The following is a 17,044-nucleotide window of genomic DNA, read 5'->3' as shown; positions in this document are numbered from 1 at the left end:
TGCCCATGTTGTCGGAGCCTGCCGTGTCCAGTCATCCATCGTCCGACGGTCGGCCCGACCCCCAGTCAGGCGACATGCCGCTCGTCGGTGTGCTGATGGGTTCGTCGAGCGACTGGGAGACCCTGCAGCAGGCGGCAGCGATTCTCGCCGAGTTTGGCGTGGCGCATGAGTGCCGCGTCGTCTCGGCACACCGCATGCCCGACGACATGTTCGCCTACGCCGCCAGCGCGGCCGGCCGCGGCCTCAAGGCCATCATCGCCGGCGCGGGCGGCGCCGCCCATCTGCCGGGCATGCTGGCGGCGAAGACCACGGTGCCGGTGCTGGGCGTGCCGGTGGCAAGCCGGCATCTGTCCGGCGTCGATTCGCTGCACTCGATCGTGCAGATGCCCAAGGGCATCCCGGTGGCGACCTTCGCGATCGGCCATGCCGGCGCGGCCAACGCGGCGCTCTTCGCCGTCGCGATGCTGGCCAACGAGGACCCGGCGCTGCGCGCCAGGCTCGAAGCTTTCCGCGCCCGCCAGACGGAAGCGGCGCGGGCGATGTCCGCCGAGCTCAAGTGAACGAGCCGCTGCTTCCGGGCGCCACGCTGGGCGTGATGGGCGGCGGCCAGCTGGGCCGCATGTTCGTGCACGCGGCGCAGGCACTCGGCTACGGGACCGTCGTGCTCGACCCCGACGCCGCCGCGCCGGCCGGGGTCGTCGCGCACGACCAGGTGTGCACCGCCTACCTCGATCCCGCGGGCCTGGCCGAGCTGGCGCGACGCTGCGACGCGATCAGCACCGAATTCGAGAACGTGCCGGCCGAGGCCCTGCGCCGCCTCGCCGAGCACCGCCCGGTCGCCCCGGGCGCGGACGCCGTCGCCGTGTGCCAGGACCGCGCCGACGAGAAGGCGCAGTTCGTGCGCTGCGGCGTGCCCTGCGCACCGCATGCCGTGATCGCCGATGCGGCGCAACTCGCCGCGGTGCCCGACACGCTGCTGCCCGGCATCCTGAAGACCGCCCGCATGGGCTACGACGGCAAGGGCCAGGCGACGGTGGTCGACCGGGCCGCGCTGCAGGCGGCGTGGGCGCGCCTGGGGCAAGTCGGCTGCGTGCTCGAGCAGCGCCTGCCGCTGCGCCATGAGCTGAGCGTGATCGTCGCGCGCAATGCCGCCGGCGAGGTGGTCAACCTGCCGGTGCAGCAGAACCTGCACCGCGACGGCATCCTCGCGGTGACGCAGGTGCCGGCACCGGACGTCGATGCGGTCCTGCAGCAACAGGCGATCGCGGCCGCGCGCGCGGTGGCCGCGGCGATGGACTACGTCGGCGTGCTGTGCGTCGAGTTCTTCGTGCTCCAGGACGGCCGGCTGGTGGCCAACGAAATGGCGCCGCGGCCGCACAACTCCGGCCACTACTCGATCGACGCCTGCGACGTCAGCCAATTCGAGCTGCAGGTGCGCACGCTCGCCGGCCTGCCGCTGGTCGAGCCGCGACTGCATTCGGCGGCCGTGATGCTGAACCTGCTGGGCGACCTGTGGTTCGACGCCGGCGACGTGGCCCGCACGCCGCCGTGGGACGCGGTGCTCGCGCTGCCCGGGGTGCACCTGCACCTGTACGGCAAGACCGACGCGCGGCGCGGCCGCAAGATGGGCCACCTGACCGTGACCGCCGCCACGCCCGATGCGGCGCGCGGCGTCGCGCTGCAGGTCGCGGCGCTGCTCGGATTGCCGCCGTTCTGAGGCGGCGGCCCGGCGACCCTGCGTGATGACGATCCTGCGCCCATGACGATTCTTCGCGGGGACGATCCGGCCGCGGTGGCGGCCGCGGCGCGGTGCCTGGCCGACGGCGGGCTGGTCGGCCTGCCGACCGAGACCGTGTACGGCCTCGCCGCCCGCGCCGACGACGATCGCGCGGTGGCCGGCATCTTCGCCGCCAAGGCCCGGCCGGCGGACCATCCGCTGATCGTGCACGTCACCGGCATCGAGGCGGCGCGCCACTTTGCCGCGGGCTGGAACGAATCCGCGCAGCGCCTGGCCGAGGCCTTCTGGCCCGGGCCGGTGACGCTGATCGTGCCGCGCCTGCCCGGTCGCGCCGACGCTGCCGCCGGCGGCCACCTGACGATCGGGCTGCGCTGCCCGGCCCATCCGGTGGCCCATGCGCTGCTGGAAGCCGCCGCCGCGCTTGGCGTGGCCGGCGTCGCGGCGCCGAGCGCCAACCGCTTCGGCCGCGTCAGCCCGACCCGCGCCAGCCATGTCGAGGACGAGTTCGGCACGTCGCTGCTGGTACTCGACGGCGGGCCCTGCGAGGTCGGCATCGAGTCGAGCATCGTCGACTGCTCGCGCGGCGAGCCGGTGCTGCTGCGGCCCGGCCTGCTGATGCGCGAGCGTCTCGAGGCCGCGCTCGGCCGGCCGCTGCGCGAGCGCGATGCCGACGCGCCGCGCTCCTCCGGCGACCTCGCGTCGCACTACGCGCCGGCCGCGCGCGTGCGGCTGGTCGACGCCGCCAGCCTTTACAGCACGGCAACGTTCGCCGATGGCGTGGCGGTATATTCCCGCAGCCGCCCGGCCGGGCTCGACCCGGCCCGCTGGCGGGCCCTGCCGGACGATCCGGCGCGTTGTGCGCAGGACCTGTTCGCCGCACTGCGCGCCTTCGACAGCGCCGGTGCCCGTGAGATCCGGGTCGAGGAACCGCCCGACCTGCCTGCATGGGAAGGGGTGCGCGACCGCCTGCGGCGCGCCGCTGCCTGAGGCGTCGTCCGCTTCGGCCCCTTCCGTCCGCATTCTGAGAGTGAGAGCCTGATGACTTCGTCGACCCCTTCGCGCCGCACCGGCTGGCGCCTCGCGATCACGGCGGCCCTGGCGGCCGCGCTGCTCGCTGCCTGCGGCGGCGGCACGTCGCAGATCGAACCCTTCGCGCCCGGCCGGCTGATCGTGCTCGGCGACGAGCACAGCCTGATCGTCAACGACGGCGCGAACAACGGCCGCAAGTACACCGTCAACGGCGTCACCAGCGACGCGATCCCGATCCGCGACTGCACGTTGAACCCGCTGTGGGTCGAGGCCCTGAGCAACCACTACGGCTTCGTCTTCGCCGAGTGCAACAAGAACAACGCGACGCCGAAGGCCTTCATGCGGGCCAAGGCCGGTGCCAAGGTCGAGGATGCCGCGACCGGCATCGCACGCCAGCTCGGCGAGCAGACCACCAGCGGCGGGAGCCTGCAGTCGAACGACCTGGTCACGGTGATGATGGGATCGAACGACCTCGTCGAGTTGTCCGACCGCGTCATCGCCGGCACCATGAGCGAAGCCGATGCGGTGGGCGAGGCGCGCCGCCGCGCCGGCGTGCTGGCCGCTCAGATCAACGGTTTGCTGGGTGCCGGGGCGAAGGCCATCGTCTCGACCGTGCCGGACATGGGTGTCACGCCCTACGCGATCAACCTGAACAAGACCAAGGCCGGCGCCGCGACGCGGCTGTCGAACCTGAGCTACGAGTTCAACGCGACCTTGCGCACCTCGATCGACCAGACGCGCTTCGACGGGCGCAACTACGCGCTGGTGCTGACCGACGACACCGTGTCGACGATCTCGCGCTTTCCCGGCAACTTCGGCTACACGAACGTGGTCGACGGCGTCTGCGCCGTGGCGCTGCCGAACTGCACCAGCGTGACCGCCGACCTGGTCAGCGGCGGCGTCGTCGCCAGCTACATGTGGGCCGACGATCGCCGGCTGGCACCGTCGATGCACTCGCGCATCGGCTCGGCGGCGCTGACGCGCGCGCTGAACAACCCGTTCTGACCCACCCGTTCCGACCCACCTGTTCGCGGGCTGGAGCGCTGCCCCTAGAAGATTGTCGGGAAAGCCCGCTCCAGACCCGTCCGACCCCCCCCGTATAGTGCCCGGCTGAAAAACGAACGGTCGTTCGTTTCTTTGACGCAGCGGGTCGCCGACGGCCCGATTCGAGGGGAATGCATGAAGACGATCCGGGTTCTGGGGCTGTCGCTGATCACGGCCGCGTTGCTCGCGGCCTGCGGCGGTGGCGATGATCCGTACGTGCCGGGCACCACGCCGACCGCCGGCGCGCCGACGACCAAGGGCAACTTCACCGCGCTGGTCAGCTTCGGCGACAGCCTGAGCGACATCGGCGCCTACGCGCCGGCGACCTCGCTGACCGGCAACGGCCAGGCGCCTTACTTCGGCGGCAAGTTCACGACCAACGGCAGCGGCACCGCGGGCACGGTGTGGGTCGAGAACCTCGCGGCGAAGATGGGCCTGCTGGTGACGCCGGCCGAGGTCGGCTTCGGCACGCAGTCCGTCAAGTGCCCGGCTGCGGCGGCCAACCTCGGCAACACCTGCACCGGCTACGGCCAGGGCGGGGCGCGCATCACCGATCCGAACGGCATCGGCCATGCCGGCGGTGCGCTGACGGTGCCGGTGGTCAAGCAGATCGAGAACCACCTCGCGCGCTTCGGCAGCTTCAAGGACTCGGACCTGATCCTGGTCTACATCGGCAGCAACGACGTCTTCACGCAGTTCGGCGGCTTCACCGCCAAGGCCACGCAGATCCAGACCCAGGCCGCGCAAGGCCAGATCAGCGCCGACGAAGCCAAGCGCCAGCTGTTCCTCGCGCAGACCGACGCGCAGAACGGCATGAAGAAGGCGGCCGGCGAACTCGCAGGTTATGTGCGCAACCAGATCCTCGCCAAGGGCGGCAAGTACGTCGCGGTGATGACACTGTCGGACATCGCGGACACGCCGTTCGGCAAGTCGCTGCCGGCCTCGGTGCAGCCGGTGCTGACCGACCTGTCGGCGATCTTCAACCTGTGGCTGCGCGAGAGCCTGTCGAATGCGCCGGTGCAGATCATCGACACCTATCCGATCCTGAAGGACTCGTACCAGAACCCGGGCAAGTACGGCTTCGTCAACAACACCGTGCCGGCCTGCGACGGCGCGAAGATCTCGGCGATCACCGGCGGCCGCGTCACCGACGGCTCGTCGCTGTTCTGCAACGGCACGCCGGGCGTGCCCTTCAACGGCCTGCGCGCCGGCGCCAGCATCGACACCTGGGCCTTCGCCGACGGCGTGCACCCGACCACCGGCGGCCACCGTGCGCTGTCCGATGCCTTCCACGCCCAGCTCAAGGCCTTCGGCTGGCTCTGACCGTCTACCAGGAGACATGATGAACAACAAGTTCCACGGGATGGCGGTCGCCTGCGGCCTGCTGCTGGCCGCGTCGGCCGTGCAGGCGCAGGAGACGATCATCAAGGTCGGCGTCACCCGCTACCAGACGCATGCGAAGACCACCGGCATCACCGGCATCGGCGTGCCCGCCGGCGCCGATGCCGACGTCGGCTCGGCGACGACGGTGATCTTCGTCGGCGAGCGCCTGATCACGCCGAACATCGGCGTCGAGCTGGTGCTGGGCGTGCCGCCGACGATCAAGTCGCGCGCCGCCGGCAGCGTGTACTTCCTCGGCGAGGTGCTGGAGGCGAAGAACGTCGCCCCGACGCTGCTGCTGAACTACCACTTCGGCCGGGAAGGCGACAGCTGGCGCCCGTACGTCGGGGCGGGCATCAACTACACCCGCTTCACCGGCATCAAGTCGTCGCTGGCCGAACATGTCGAGATGTCCGACTCGGTCGGCCCGACGGTGCAGGCCGGCATCGACTACCTGTTCTCGAAGAACTGGGGTGCCTTCGCCAGCGTCGCGGCGGTCAAGGTCAAGAGCGACCTCGTCGCGCAGGGCAGCACGGTGCTTAAGACGACGATCGACTTCCGTCCGATCGTCTACTCCGCGGGCCTGTCGTACCGCTTCTGAAGCCGCCGCGTGCCGGTGCCTCACCGGCCGGCACGCCAACGGTCAGCGCGAGGGGCCGTCGCGCGGCGCGTCGGCCAGCGCCCACTGCACCAGCGCGTCGAGCGCCGGCCGGGTCTGGCCGGCGTTCGCATGCTGCACGATCGCGACGACGATCCAGCGCCGGCCGTTGGGCCCGAGCGCATAACCCGCGATGCCCGCGACATCGCGCAACGAACCCGTCTTCAGATGCGCGCGGCCGCCGCCCGAGCGGGCGCGCCGCGCCGTGCCGTCGACACCGGCCAGCGGCAGCGAGGCGATCATCTCCGGCATCACCGGGCTGCGCCACGCGGCCTGCAGCAGCAGCGCGAGCTGCTCGGCGCTCATGCGCGTCTCGCGCGACAGGCCCGAGCCGTTGTCGACGACGATGCCTTCGCCGCGCTCGCCCAGGCGCGACAGCAGCCAGTCGCGCAGGACCGCGCGCGAGGCCTCCACGGTGCCGCTGCCGCGCTGGGTCGCGCCCAGGGTCAGGAACAGCTGCTGCGCCATCACGTTGTTGCTGAACTTGTTGATGTCGCGCACCAGCTCGGCGAGCGCCGGTGACGACACCTCGAAGGTCGGCGGCACCGTCGGCGCGCTGCCGTCGCGGACCACGCCGCTCAGGCGGCCGCCGAGCTCGCGCCACGCCGCCTGCAGCAGCCGGGCGTTGAAGCTGCCCGGGTCGGCATAGGCCACCGGCCAGCTGCGTTCGCCGCAGGACAGCGGGTAGGTGCCGGCAAAGCGCATGCGATCGGGGTCGGCCGGGGTGGCTTTCAGCACGGCCCGCCAGTCGTCGCAGGGGCCGGCCGACAACGGCACCTGCGCATCGACCTGCAACCCCTGCAGCGCGGGCTCGACGCCGACCCGCGCGACGCCGTTCGCGGCGTCCGGCGTGAAGGTGTAGACAAGCGCCTTGTGCGACAGCAGCAGCGCATCGGGCTGCACGTTGTAGGCCTTCAGCGGCTCGCCGTCGAAGTCCGCCGGCGTGCCCGCCGGCACGGCGAAGGCACTGCGGTCGAGCACGATGTCGCCGCGGATCTCGCGCACGCCCAGCTGTTGCACGCGCCGCAGCAGCAGCCACAGCCGCTCGGGCACCAGCTTCGGATCGCCGCTGCCCTTGATCACCAGGTCACCCTCGAGCACGCCGTCGCGCAGCCGGCCCTTCAGCCACACCGGCGTGATCCAGGCGTAGCCGGGCCCCAGCAGGTCCAGCGCCGCGTAGGTGGTTGCCAGCTTGAACAGCGAAGCCGGGTTCTGCGGCTGCTGCGCCTGCCAGGACAGCCGCGGCGTTGCGCTGCTGCCGGCTTCCTGCACGACGATGCTGATCGCCTCGAGCGGCACCTGCGCGCGCGCCAGCGCCAGGCGCACTTCCGGCGGCAAGGGCGTCTCGGCCAGCGCAGGCCCGATCGCGCAGCTCGTCAGGAGCGCCAGCACGGCGCGGCGGGCACGGGAGGGGCCAGGCATCGCGCGATGATGGCACGGCTAAACTCTCGCGCCTCGAATGGAACCGTGCCTGCTCGCCCTCGATACGTCGACCGAAACGATGGCGCTGGCCTTGCAGACGCCGGCGGGCCTGCGGCTGCACGAAGAGGCCGGCGGCGCGGCCGCTTCGGCGCGGCTGGTGCCGGCGGCGATGCAGTTGCTGGCCGACGCCGGCATGACGCTGGCGCAGCTCGATGCGATCGCCTTCGGCGCCGGTCCGGGCGCCTTCACCGGCCTGCGCACCGCCTGCGCCGTCGCCCAGGGGCTGGCCTTCGGAGCGGGCAAGCCGGTGCTGGCGGTGGACAGCCTGCTGGTCGTCGTCGACGACGCGTACGCGCAGCAGCCGGCGCAGGCCGCGCCGCCGCCGATCGACGGCCAGGTGCACTGGGCCGCGGTCGATGCGCGCATGGACGAGGTTTATGCCGCGGCCTACCGGCGCGATGCGCGCGGCTGGTCGGTCGTGCATCGGCCGGCGCTGTACACCTTGCCGGCGCTGATCGCGGCGTGGGCCGACGCACCGCCGCAGCACATCGCCGGCAACGCCCTGACGGCCTTCGCCGATCGCCTGGCGCCGGTCGCCGCGGGTGCCATCTGCGTGCCGCTGATGCAATCCCGTGCCGCCGCCCTGGCACGCCTGGCCGAGGCGGCCTGGCGGCGCGGCGAAGCGATCGACGCGGCCGACGCGCTGCCGCTGTACCTGCGCGACAAGGTGGCGCTGACGACCGCCGAGCGCACCGCGCACAAGGCCGTGCCGGAGGGCCGTCGATGAGTGCGCTGCCGCGTCCGGATGCGTCCGAGCAGATCCGCCGCCGCGCGATGACGGTGCAGGACCTCGACGCCGTGCTGGCGGTCGAGGTGCAGTGCTACAGCCACCCGTGGAGCCGCGGCAACTTCATCGATTCGCTCGCCGCCGGCTACCTGGCCGAGCTGCGGCTCGACGCGACGGGCCAGCTGATCGGCTACTACGTCGCGATGCCCGGCGTCGACGAGATGCACCTGCTGAACCTGACGGTGGCGCCGCGCCGGCAGCGCCGCGGCCATGCGCGCGCGATGCTCGGCGAGCTGCGCGAGCGCGCGCTCGAGCGCGGCGACCGCCAGCTGTGGCTGGAGGTGCGCCAGAGCAACGAGGCCGCGCGTGCGCTCTATGCCCGCGCCGGCTTCGTCGAGGCCGGCGTGCGCCGGTCCTACTACCCGTCCGCCGGCGCGCGGCGCGAGGACGCGATCGTGATGAGCCTGCAGCTCGTCGAGGGAGCCGGCGATGCGCTGGACTGACCGCCAGCAGGCGATGCTGCAGGCGATGGGCCTGCGCCTGTGGGCGCCGGAGGGCGGCGCCGACGGCGAACCGCTGGCGCTCACTTCGGACGTTGGCACGGACGATGCCGCCACGGTGCCGGCATCGGTGCCGCCCCTGGTGTCGCGTTCCGCGGCGCCCCAGCCGGCGCCGGCGCCGCTGCCGGCGGCCGGGCCGCCCGCGCTGTCACCGGCCGGTGCGGCCGTCGCGATGCTCGATTGGCCGGCGCTGCGCGCCGCGGTCGCCGATTGCCGTGCCTGCATGCTGTGCGAGACGCGCACGCAGACGGTGTTCGGCGTCGGCCACCCCCGAGCGCACTGGATGGTCGTCGGCGAAGCCCCGGGCGAGCAGGAGGACCTGAAGGGCGAACCCTTCGTCGGCGCCGCCGGGCGGCTGCTCGACCGCATGCTCGCCGCGCTGGGGCTGTCGCGGCAGGTCGGCGACGACCCCGATGCCGCCGACGTTGCGCGCCAGGTCTACATCGCCAATACGCTGAAGTGCCGGCCGCCGCGCAACCGCAATCCCGAGCCGGAGGAACTGCAACGCTGCCAGCCCTTCCTCGAGCGCCAGGTCGAACTCGTGCAGCCGCGCGTGATCCTCGCGATGGGCCGCTTCGCGGTGCAGTCGCTGCTCGACAGCAGCGAGCCGATCGGCCGCCTGCGCGGTCGTGTACACCAATGGCGCGGCCGGCCGCTGGTCGTCACCTACCACCCGGCCTACCTGCTGCGCAGCCCGGCCGACAAGGCCCGCGCCTGGGCCGACCTGTGCCTGGCCGCGCGCGCCGCTGAAACCAAGCCGGCAGGCTGAGCGGCAATCCCGCACAAGCCGCGCCCGGATCGCGGCCCTATGATCGCCGCTTTGCAGTCTGGCGCCCGCTTCAGGAATCGATCGTGCAGCCCGCGGAAGGACCCGCCCGCAGCCTGGCCGCCGCCCCGCAGGGTTGGGATCGCCTGCCGCTGCCCGCGCTCGAGCTGAGCTCCGACGCGCACGCCCTGGAGGCCAACGCCGCGATGGCCGCGCTGGCCGGCATGCCGGCGCCGGCCCTGCTGGGCACGGGCTGGTTCGCGGCGCTGTCGCCCGATCGGCGCGCGGCGCTCTTCGCCGCGCTCTCCGCGCAGCAGGATTTTTCGCTGCCGATCCGCCTGCTGCGCCACGACGGCGTGAAGGCCTGGGTCGACCTCGACGCGCGCTGGCTGCCGCAAAGCGGCAGCTTCCTGTGCCTGCTGCAGGACCGCACCGCGCTGCACCAGGCGGTGCAGGACGCCCAGGCGCTGTCGGCCCGCTTCGAGCTGCTGGCCGACAACCTGCCGGTGCTGATCGCGTACTACGAGAGCGCCGGTTTCACCTGCCTCTACGCCAACCGCCACTACGCGTCGACGTTCGGCCTCGAGCCGCCGGCGGTGATCGGCAAGACCTTCGCCCAGGTGATCGGCGACGACGCGGCGCGCGAGATCCAGCCGCATGTCGACCTGATGCTGAAGGCCCGGCGCACGGTCTCGTACATGCGCCAGATGCCGGCGGCGCAGCCCGGCGGCCGGCCGCGCTGGCTGGAGGTGAGCCTGGTGCCGCACCTGGCGAGCGATGGCCACCCGTTCGGCTCCTTCGTGCTGATCAGCGACATCACGCGCCACCGCGAGGCCGAAGCGGCCGTGCGCGAGAGCGAAGAGCGCATGGCCAAGTTCATGCAGGCCAGCCTCGAGGGCATCGTCTTCCACCACGACGGGCTGATCACCGACCTGAACGAGCCGATGGCCGCGCTGGTCGGCGGCACGCGCGAGGAACTGCTCGGCCGACATGTGCTCGATTTCGTCTCGCCGAACCAGCTGGCGCGCGTGCAGCAGGTGATGACGCAGGGCGCCGAGCTGAGCTACGAGACCGAGATCGTCGACCTGCAGGGCCGCGTGATCCCGGTGGAATTCCTCGTGCGCACGATGCTGCGCGGCGGCACGAAGCTGCGCATGACGGTCGTGCGCGACATCCGCGACCGCCAGGCGCAGCAGGCGCGCATCCGCCAGCTTGCGCACCACGACACCCTGACCGGGCTGCTCAACCGCGGCGCCTTCGTCGAACGGCTCGAGGCCGAGCTCGCGCATCCGCCGGCCGACGGCCGCTCGATGGCGCTGATGTTCATCGACCTCGACCACTTCAAGCGCATCAACGATTCGCTCGGCCACGGCGCTGGCGACGCGCTGCTGCGCGCGGTCGGCCAGCGCATCGCCGATGCCCTGCCGGCCGTCGGCGCGGCCGGCCGCTTCGGCGGCGACGAGTTCGTCGTGCTGCTGCCCGGCATCGCCGACCGGCGTGAAGCCGCGCTGGCCGCCGAGCGCTTGCGCGCCGCCGTGCAGGCGCCGGTGGCGTTTGCCGGCCGCCAGCTGGCGGTGACCCCGACCGTCGGCGTCGCGCTGTTCCCCGAACACGGCCGCGATGCCGACACGCTGCTGCGCCATGCCGATGCCGCGCTGTACGCCGGCAAGGCCGCCGGCCGCGATGCGGTGACGGTGTTCGAGCCGGCGCTCGGTGCGGCGATCGACGAGGGCCTGAAGCTCGAAGCCGAGCTCGCCGCGGCGCTGGAGCGCGGCGAGTTCGCCTTGCGCCTGCAGCCGCGCCTGCGCGTCGCCGACGGCGGCCCGGCACTGGTCGAGGCCCTGCTGTGCTGGAACCATCCGCAGCGCGGGCCGCTCGCGCCGTCCGCCTTTGCCCACCGCGCGCAGCCGCGACTGCTGCAGCCGCTGGCGGCCTGGGCGCTGCGCGAGGCGCTGACGTTGCAGCGCAGCTGGCAGGCCGCCGGCCACGGCGCGCTGCCGGTGCTGCTGTCGCTGGGCAGCCTGCAGCTCGACGGGCCGGCGCTGCTGGCCGCGCTCGGCCACGCGCTGGCGGCGCAGGCCGCGGCGCCCGGCACGCTGATGCTGGCGCTGGACGAACGCCAGTGCGCGGCCGAGGGCGCGCGCCTGCCGCGGCTCTTGGCGGGCCTGCAGCGCCTGGGGGTGGCGGTGACGCTGGAGGGCCTGGGCGCCGGCGGGCTGTCGATCGTGCAGCTGCGCGACCTGCCGTTCGCCGGCTGGAGCCTGGATGCGTCGCTGGTGAATGCGCTGCCGCACGACCGGGCATCGGCCGCGGTGGTGCGCTCGCTGATCGGCCTGGCGCACGAGCTCGGACGCGTCGTCGCGGCCGGCGGTGTCGACCACGCGGCGCAGCGCGACTGGCTCGGCGGCGCCGGCTGCACACAGCTGCAGGGCGAGGCCATCGAGCCCGCGCGGGCGCCGGCGGCGCTGCTGGCCTGGCTGGCCACGCAGCACCCCGCCGCCGCGGCGGCCGCTACTTCTTCGCCTTGACCGGCCGCTGCCAGCCGGCGATCGTCACCTGGCGCGCGCGCGCGACGGTCAGCTGACCGGCCGGCGTGTCCTTGCTGATCGTGCTGCCGCCGCCCACGGTGCTGCCGTCGGCGATGGTGACCGGCGCCACCAGCACGCAGTTCGAGCCGATGTGCACGTCGTTGCCGATCACCGTGCGGTGCTTGTTCGCGCCGTCGTAGTTCGCGGTGATGCTGCCGGCGCCGTAGTTGACGCGTTCGCCGACCGTCGCGTCGCCGAGGTAGGCGAGGTGGTTGGCCTTCGCACCCTTGCCGAGCACCGAGTTCTTCACCTCGACGAAGTTGCCGATGTGCACCTCGGCGCCCAGCTCGGCGCCCGGCCGCAGCCGGGCGTAGGGCCCGATCAGCGCACCGTCGCCGACCCGGGCGCCCTCGATGTGCGTAAACGGATGGATCACCGCGCCGGCGCCGATCGCCGCGTCGCGGATCACGCAGTGCGGGCCGACGCGCGCGCCGTCGCCGAGCGTGACGCGGCCTTCGAAGACGCAGCCGACGTCGATCTCGACGTCCTGGCCGCATTCGAGCGTGCCGCGCAGGTCGAAGCGCGCGGGGTCGGCCAGGCGCACGCCGGCGTCCATCAGCGTCTCGGCCTGGCGGCGCTGGAGCCGGCGCTCCAGGTCGGCCAGCTGCAGCGGGCTGTTGACGCCGAGTACCTCGGTCTCGTCGCGGGCTTGGGTCGCGACCACCGGCACGCCTTCGGCGACCGCCATCGCGACGATGTCGGTCAGGTAGTACTCCTTCTGCGCGTTGTGGTTCGTCAGCGCCATCACCCAGCGCTTGAGCAGCGCGGTGGGCGCGGCCATCATGCCGGTGTAGACCTCGTTGACCGCGCGCTGCTCGGGCGTGGCGTCCTTGTGCTCGACGATGCCGAGCACCCGGCCGGTGCCGTCGGCCGTGCGCAGGATGCGGCCGTACCCGGTCGGGTCGTCGAGCGTGATCGTCAGCAGCGCCAGCTGGCGGCCGCCGCAGGCCTCGGCCAGCGCACGGGCGGTGTCGGCTTCGATCAGCGGCACGTCGCCATTGAGGATCAGCGCGGTGTCGCCGTCGCCGCCGGCCAGGTGCGGCACCACCTGCTGCACGGCGTGGCCGGTGCCGAGCTGCGGCTGCTGGCGCACCGGCAGCGCACCGCGGCCTTCGATCGAGGCTTCGACGTCCGCGGCGCCGTGGCCGGTGATGACGATGGTTCGCGCCTCGCCGAGCTTCGCCGCGGTGTCCAGCACATGTTGCAGCAGCGTTCGGCCTGCCAGCCGGTGCAACACTTTGGGCCACCGCGACTTCATGCGGGTACCCTTGCCGGCAGCCATGATCACGATGTCGAGTGCCATGAGGTCGAGTGTCTTGTCGCGTATCGGGGCCTGGATTATCGCGACGGCGCTGCTGCTGCTGTCGGGCTGCAGTGCGCTGCGTTTCACGTACAACCAGGGTCCGGTGCTGGCCTACTGGTGGCTCGACGGCTACATGGACTTCACCGACGAGCAGTCGCCGCAGGTCAAGCAGGCGCTCGCCGACTGGTTCGCCTGGCACCGCCAGACCCAGCTGCCCGACTACGCGACCTGGCTCGCGAGCGTGCGCGCGCTGGCGTTCGAGAAGGTCAGCGCGGCGCAGATGTGCGCGGTGTCCGACGGCGCGCAGCGCCGCCTCGACGCCGCCTACGCGCAGGCGGTGCCGGCGATGGCGGTGATCACCCGCACGATCACGCCGGCGCAGATCGACCACCTCGAGAAGCGCTATGCGCGCAAGAACCAGGAGGTGGCGCGCGACTTCCTGCAGCCTGATCTCGCTGAACGCGCGGAGGCCTCGCTCAAGCGCACGGTCGATCGCGCCGAGATGATCTACGGCACGCTCGACGATTCACAGCGCAAGCTGCTGGCCGACGGGCTCGCCGTGTCGCCCTTCGATGCGCAACGCTGGATGGTCGAGCGCCGCGCGCGCCAGCAGGAGATCGTGCGCACGCTGCGCCGGCTGATCGCGGAGAAGGCGGACGTGCCGACGGTGGAAGCCGCCGTCCGGCGCTTCGAGGCCGATGCGATGAGCTCGCCACGGCCGGAGTACCGGGCCTACGTGCAGCGGCTGGTGGCCGCGAACTGCGAGCTCGCGGCGCAGCTGCACAACAGCATGAAGCCGGCGCAGCGCCAGCACGCGGCCGACAAGCTCAGGAGCTGGGAAGAGGACTTCCGCGCGCTGGCCGCGGACTGAACCGCGCCAGCGCAGCACCGCCTCAGGACAGCGGCACCGTCACCCGCCGCGGATTGACGACGCCGACCGCCGGAAAATCGAAGAGCGCGGCATCGAACAGCGGCTTCAGCAGCCCTTCGACACCGCCGTAGTTGCCCTCGCTGCTCGCCCGCGCCTCGTACAGCGGCCGGCCGCTACTGCGATCGCGCAGCAGCAGCGCGACCTCGCGGTCGTAGCGTGGGGACTGGTAATACCAGGACGCGCCGACGTGCCAGTGCGGGCCGCGCCACGGGCCGCCGCGCCAGCGGCCGAAGCCGCCGTTCCACCACAGCGGGTCGTCCCAGGGCGAGCGGTCGGTGCGGCTGACGCGCGCGCCCAGCTGCACCAGCACGTCGGGTTCTGCGCCGCCGGCCACCGGCCGGAAGCCGTGCTTCTCCAGGGCCTGCGCGGCCGCGGCCTCGAGCTGCTGCTGCAGTTCGGGCTGCTGCTGTTGCGACGGCAGCCGCTCGAACGCGTAGGTGCCGCCGCGGCGGTTCGCCGGCCAGTCGCCGAAGGTCGATACCTCGGCGGACACCTGGTTCATCGCCGCGCAGCCGCCCAGCCACAGGGTCGGCCCGCCAAGGGCGGCGCCGAGCATCACCGAACGTCGTTGCATGCCGCAGCTCCTCGGAAAGGATGGGGGTCAGCCGCCGTCGAGGTCGAGCCGGATCACTGCCGGCGCCGGGGGCGTCGCGCAGTCCTCGTCCTCGTCGAAGGCCTTGTCGCCGGCGGGGTCGGCGATGCCTGTCGGTCTGATCGTCGTGAACGGGAACAGGTTCCTGTCCATCATGTGGGACAGCGTGATGTTGCCCATCGCGCTGAACATGTTGTCGATGCGCCCGGGGTACTGTTTCTCCCAGTCGCGGATCATCTTCTTCACCTGCACACGCTGCAGGTTGTCCTGGCTGCCGCACAAGGTGCACGGGATGATCGGGAACTGGCGGTGCGCGGCCCAGCGCTCCAGGTCGGTCTCGGCGACGTAGGCCAGCGGGCGGATCACCGTGTGGCGGCCGTCGTCGCTGACCAGCTTCGGCGGCATGCCCTTCATGCGGCTGCCGAAGAACATGTTCATCAGCAGCGTGACCACCATGTCGTCGCGGTGGTGGCCGAGCGCGATCTTCGTCGCGCCGAGTTCCGAGGCCACGCGGTACAGGATGCCGCGCCGCAGCCGCGAGCACAGCGAGCACATCGTCTTGCCTTCCGGCACGAGGCGCTTGACGATGGAGTACGTGTCCTGTTCCTCGATGCGGAAGGGCACGCCGCGGCCCGTCAGGTACTCCGGCAGCACGTGCGCCGGAAAGCCCGGTTGCTTCTGGTCGAGGTTGACCGCGACGATGTCGAAGTGGATCGGCGCGCGTTCACGCAGCGACAGCAGGATGTCGAGCAGCGCGTAGCTGTCCTTGCCGCCGGAGAGGCAGACCATCACCTTGTCGCCGTCCTCGACCATGTTGAAGTCGGTGATGGCCTGGCCGACCTGGCGATGCAGGCGCTTGCTGAGCTTGTTGGCCTCGAAGGCGGCCTTCTTGGCCGCCTTGTCGTCGGCGACGATGCCTGCGTCGACGATGGAATTCATGCGGGGTCCTTCATGCCGAACACTTCACAGCCGACCGCTTCGCAGTCGGGATAAACATCGGGCTTCTCGGTCGAGACGCGCGCCGCGCGCACGCTGGGATGCGCGAGCATCAGCTTCAGCACGTCGTCGGCCAGCGTCTCCTGCAGGTGGATGTGGCCCCGCTGCACACGCTGCGCGATCGAGCGGCGGATGAAGTCGTAGTCGAGCACCTCTTCCAGCTGGTCGTGCGCCGGCGTCGACAGCGCCAGCGGCACGTAGAGGTCGACATTGATCAGCACGCGCTGCTCGCCCTTCTTCTCGAAGTCGTGCACGCCGATGTTGATCCAGACCTCGTAGTCGCGCAGGAACAGCCGGCGGCAGTCCATCAGGCTGGGGTTGGTGAGGAGGGACTGCATGTCAGGCCTCCTGCCGGGCCGCCCCAAGGGAGGCCTGCGCCCCCTGGGGGGGCAGCGAACGAAGTGAGCGTGGGGGCATCAGGTGGTGGACTGGCGGGAAAGGAACATCACGTCGCGCGGCTGCGGCAGCAGGTGCTGGCCGCCATCCACCAGCAGCGTGCTGCCGGTGATGGCCGGCGACTCGAGCAGGAAGCGCACGGCCTGCGCGACATCCTCGGGCGTCGACGAGCGCTCCAGCGGCGTCATGCGGTGAGAGCGGGCGAACTCGTCGGCCGACATCGCGCCCGACAGCATCGTCACGCCGGGTGCGACGCCGCACACGCGCAGCACCGGCGCCAGCGCCTGCGCGAGCAGCGTCGTCGCGGTGTCCAGCGCGGCCTTCGACAGCGTGTACGACAGGTAGTCGGGGTTCGGGTTCACGAGTTTCTGGTCGAGCAGGTTGACCACGCAGCCGTGGGCGCCGTCGCCGCGGGCGACGAGGTGCTCGTGCAGCGCGCGCGCCAGCAGGATCGCCGGCGCGGTGTTCGCGCGCCAGTGGTGGTCCATCGCCGAGACGGTGAAGCTGGCGACGTCGTCGTATTCGAAGAGCGACGCGTTGTTGACCACCGCGTCGAGCCGGCCGCAGCGCAGCAGCACCGCGGGTACCAGGGCCTCGCAGTCGGCGCTGTCGGCGAGGTTGGCCTGGAAGATCTCCGCGCGGGCGCCGGCGGCTTCCGCGTCGGCAGCGGTGGCTTCGGCCTCGGTGCGCGAGCCCCGGCAGTGCAGCGCGATGTCCCAGCCGGCACCGGCCAGCGCGAGCACGATGGCCCGGCCGATGCGACGTGCGCCGCCCGTGACCAGCACCACCGGACGGGGGCGGCCGGCGTCCGGCGAACCGGGGCGCTGCGACGGGGGAATGGGCTTGCTCATGCT

17 protein-coding genes are annotated in these 17,044 nt (G+C 72.1%); 11 read left to right on the top strand and 6 right to left on the bottom strand.

The annotated features are described in order from the left end of the window. Positions 1-74: 74 nt before the first annotated feature. The 6 genes from purE to P1K89_RS07270 all read left to right on the top strand — a co-directional run bounded on the left by purE (position 75) and on the right by P1K89_RS07270 (position 5,792). Positions 75-560 carry a 5-(carboxyamino)imidazole ribonucleotide mutase gene (purE, locus tag P1K89_RS07295; protein ID WP_284616329.1) on the top strand — a complete coding sequence of 162 codons (486 nt, stop codon included), beginning with the start codon at positions 75-77 and terminating at the stop codon, positions 558-560. After that, the gene (locus P1K89_RS07290; protein ID WP_284615718.1) at positions 557-1,717 is read left to right on the top strand and encodes a 5-(carboxyamino)imidazole ribonucleotide synthase; all 1,161 of its coding nucleotides are present in this window, start codon (positions 557-559) and stop codon (positions 1,715-1,717) included. Before purE ends, P1K89_RS07290 begins: the two co-directional genes overlap by 4 nt. Before the next feature lie 42 nt (positions 1,718-1,759). Further along, a complete protein-coding gene (locus P1K89_RS07285; protein ID WP_284615717.1) occupies positions 1,760-2,725 on the top strand; it encodes an L-threonylcarbamoyladenylate synthase in 966 nt (321 codons plus the stop codon). Positions 2,726-2,776: 51 nt separating this feature from the next. Next, positions 2,777-3,772, top strand: a complete 996-nt coding sequence (locus tag P1K89_RS07280) for an SGNH/GDSL hydrolase family protein (RefSeq protein ID WP_284615716.1) — start codon at positions 2,777-2,779, stop codon at positions 3,770-3,772. A gap of 174 nt (positions 3,773-3,946) precedes the next feature. Beyond that, a complete protein-coding gene (locus P1K89_RS07275; RefSeq protein WP_284615715.1) occupies positions 3,947-5,134 on the top strand; it encodes an SGNH/GDSL hydrolase family protein in 1,188 nt (395 codons plus the stop codon). A gap of 19 nt (positions 5,135-5,153) precedes the next feature. Then, positions 5,154-5,792 carry an OmpW/AlkL family protein gene (locus P1K89_RS07270; protein ID WP_284615714.1) on the top strand — a complete coding sequence of 213 codons (639 nt, stop codon included), beginning with the start codon at positions 5,154-5,156 and terminating at the stop codon, positions 5,790-5,792. A 42-nt stretch (positions 5,793-5,834) separates the two neighbouring features. Here the strand turns inward: P1K89_RS07270 and dacB are convergent, their stop codons facing one another. After that, positions 5,835-7,271: a D-alanyl-D-alanine carboxypeptidase/D-alanyl-D-alanine endopeptidase gene (gene dacB, locus P1K89_RS07265; protein ID WP_284615713.1), complete on the bottom strand. Its 1,437-nt coding sequence runs from the start codon at positions 7,269-7,271 to the stop codon at positions 5,835-5,837. Positions 7,272-7,308: 37 nt separating this feature from the next. Here dacB and tsaB point away from each other — a divergent pair, with 37 nt between their 5' ends. From tsaB to P1K89_RS07245, 4 genes are all read left to right on the top strand, one after another. Next, complete coding sequence (tsaB, locus tag P1K89_RS07260) at positions 7,309-8,058, top strand: tRNA (adenosine(37)-N6)-threonylcarbamoyltransferase complex dimerization subunit type 1 TsaB (protein ID WP_284615712.1); 750 nt, start codon at positions 7,309-7,311, stop codon at positions 8,056-8,058. Next, the gene (rimI, locus tag P1K89_RS07255; RefSeq protein ID WP_284615711.1) at positions 8,055-8,561 is read left to right on the top strand and encodes a ribosomal protein S18-alanine N-acetyltransferase; all 507 of its coding nucleotides are present in this window, start codon (positions 8,055-8,057) and stop codon (positions 8,559-8,561) included. The genes tsaB and rimI overlap by 4 nt, the downstream gene beginning before the upstream one ends. Beyond that, complete coding sequence (locus P1K89_RS07250; protein WP_284615710.1) at positions 8,548-9,387, top strand: uracil-DNA glycosylase; 840 nt, start codon at positions 8,548-8,550, stop codon at positions 9,385-9,387. The genes rimI and P1K89_RS07250 overlap by 14 nt, the downstream gene beginning before the upstream one ends. A gap of 83 nt (positions 9,388-9,470) precedes the next feature. After that, a complete protein-coding gene (locus P1K89_RS07245; protein WP_284615709.1) occupies positions 9,471-11,912 on the top strand; it encodes a putative bifunctional diguanylate cyclase/phosphodiesterase in 2,442 nt (813 codons plus the stop codon). On the opposite strand, the gene glmU is transcribed toward P1K89_RS07245, so the two are convergent. Further along, positions 11,896-13,275, bottom strand: coding sequence for a bifunctional UDP-N-acetylglucosamine diphosphorylase/glucosamine-1-phosphate N-acetyltransferase GlmU (glmU, locus tag P1K89_RS07240; RefSeq protein ID WP_284615708.1), 1,380 nt, complete (start codon positions 13,273-13,275; stop codon positions 11,896-11,898). The two genes, P1K89_RS07245 and glmU, sit on opposite strands and share 17 nt — an antisense overlap. On the opposite strand from glmU, the gene P1K89_RS07235 reads away from it, so the two are divergent. Next, positions 13,274-14,146, top strand: a complete 873-nt coding sequence (locus P1K89_RS07235) for a DUF6279 family lipoprotein (protein WP_284615707.1) — start codon at positions 13,274-13,276, stop codon at positions 14,144-14,146. The genes glmU and P1K89_RS07235 overlap by 2 nt on opposite strands. Positions 14,147-14,168: 22 nt before the next feature. Here P1K89_RS07235 and P1K89_RS07230 read toward each other — a convergent pair whose 3' ends face one another. From P1K89_RS07230 to P1K89_RS07215, 4 genes are all read right to left on the bottom strand, one after another. Continuing rightward, on the bottom strand, positions 14,169-14,780 hold the full coding sequence (locus P1K89_RS07230; RefSeq protein ID WP_284615706.1) for a DUF4136 domain-containing protein: 612 nt from the start codon (positions 14,778-14,780) through the stop codon (positions 14,169-14,171). A gap of 27 nt (positions 14,781-14,807) precedes the next feature. Next, a complete protein-coding gene (gene ttcA, locus P1K89_RS07225; RefSeq protein WP_284615705.1) occupies positions 14,808-15,737 on the bottom strand; it encodes a tRNA 2-thiocytidine(32) synthetase TtcA in 930 nt (309 codons plus the stop codon). Then, positions 15,734-16,132 (bottom strand): dihydroneopterin aldolase, encoded by a 399-nt coding sequence (locus P1K89_RS07220; protein WP_284615704.1) that lies wholly within the window; start codon positions 16,130-16,132, stop codon positions 15,734-15,736. Before P1K89_RS07220 ends, ttcA begins: the two co-directional genes overlap by 4 nt. A 78-nt stretch (positions 16,133-16,210) precedes the next feature. Next, positions 16,211-17,041, bottom strand: coding sequence for an SDR family oxidoreductase (locus P1K89_RS07215; RefSeq protein ID WP_284615703.1), 831 nt, complete (start codon positions 17,039-17,041; stop codon positions 16,211-16,213). Positions 17,042-17,044: the final 3 nt, after the last annotated feature.

This window comes from Aquabacterium humicola (assembly GCF_030167915.1).
GTDB lineage: Bacteria > Pseudomonadota > Gammaproteobacteria > Burkholderiales > Burkholderiaceae_C > Pseudaquabacterium > Pseudaquabacterium humicola.
This window is presented reverse-complemented; position numbering and strand designations above follow the sequence as displayed.

Coding starts and splice junctions, on each gene's coding strand:
- purE (WP_284616329.1), top strand. CDS start 75: ATGCCGCTCGTCGGTGTGCTGATGGGTTCGTCGAGCGACTGGGAGACC.
- P1K89_RS07285 (WP_284615717.1), top strand. CDS start 1,760: ATGACGATTCTTCGCGGGGACGATCCGGCCGCGGTGGCGGCCGCGGCG.
- P1K89_RS07280 (WP_284615716.1), top strand. CDS start 2,777: ATGACTTCGTCGACCCCTTCGCGCCGCACCGGCTGGCGCCTCGCGATC.
- P1K89_RS07275 (WP_284615715.1), top strand. CDS start 3,947: ATGAAGACGATCCGGGTTCTGGGGCTGTCGCTGATCACGGCCGCGTTG.
- P1K89_RS07270 (WP_284615714.1), top strand. CDS start 5,154: ATGAACAACAAGTTCCACGGGATGGCGGTCGCCTGCGGCCTGCTGCTG.
- dacB (WP_284615713.1), bottom strand. CDS start 7,271: ATGCCTGGCCCCTCCCGTGCCCGCCGCGCCGTGCTGGCGCTCCTGACG.
- tsaB (WP_284615712.1), top strand. CDS start 7,309: ATGGAACCGTGCCTGCTCGCCCTCGATACGTCGACCGAAACGATGGCG.
- rimI (WP_284615711.1), top strand. CDS start 8,055: ATGAGTGCGCTGCCGCGTCCGGATGCGTCCGAGCAGATCCGCCGCCGC.
- P1K89_RS07250 (WP_284615710.1), top strand. CDS start 8,548: ATGCGCTGGACTGACCGCCAGCAGGCGATGCTGCAGGCGATGGGCCTG.
- P1K89_RS07235 (WP_284615707.1), top strand. CDS start 13,274: ATGAGGTCGAGTGTCTTGTCGCGTATCGGGGCCTGGATTATCGCGACG.
- glmU (WP_284615708.1), bottom strand. CDS start 13,275: ATGGCACTCGACATCGTGATCATGGCTGCCGGCAAGGGTACCCGCATG.
- P1K89_RS07230 (WP_284615706.1), bottom strand. CDS start 14,780: ATGCAACGACGTTCGGTGATGCTCGGCGCCGCCCTTGGCGGGCCGACC.
- ttcA (WP_284615705.1), bottom strand. CDS start 15,737: ATGAATTCCATCGTCGACGCAGGCATCGTCGCCGACGACAAGGCGGCC.
- P1K89_RS07220 (WP_284615704.1), bottom strand. CDS start 16,132: ATGCAGTCCCTCCTCACCAACCCCAGCCTGATGGACTGCCGCCGGCTG.
- P1K89_RS07215 (WP_284615703.1), bottom strand. CDS start 17,041: ATGAGCAAGCCCATTCCCCCGTCGCAGCGCCCCGGTTCGCCGGACGCC.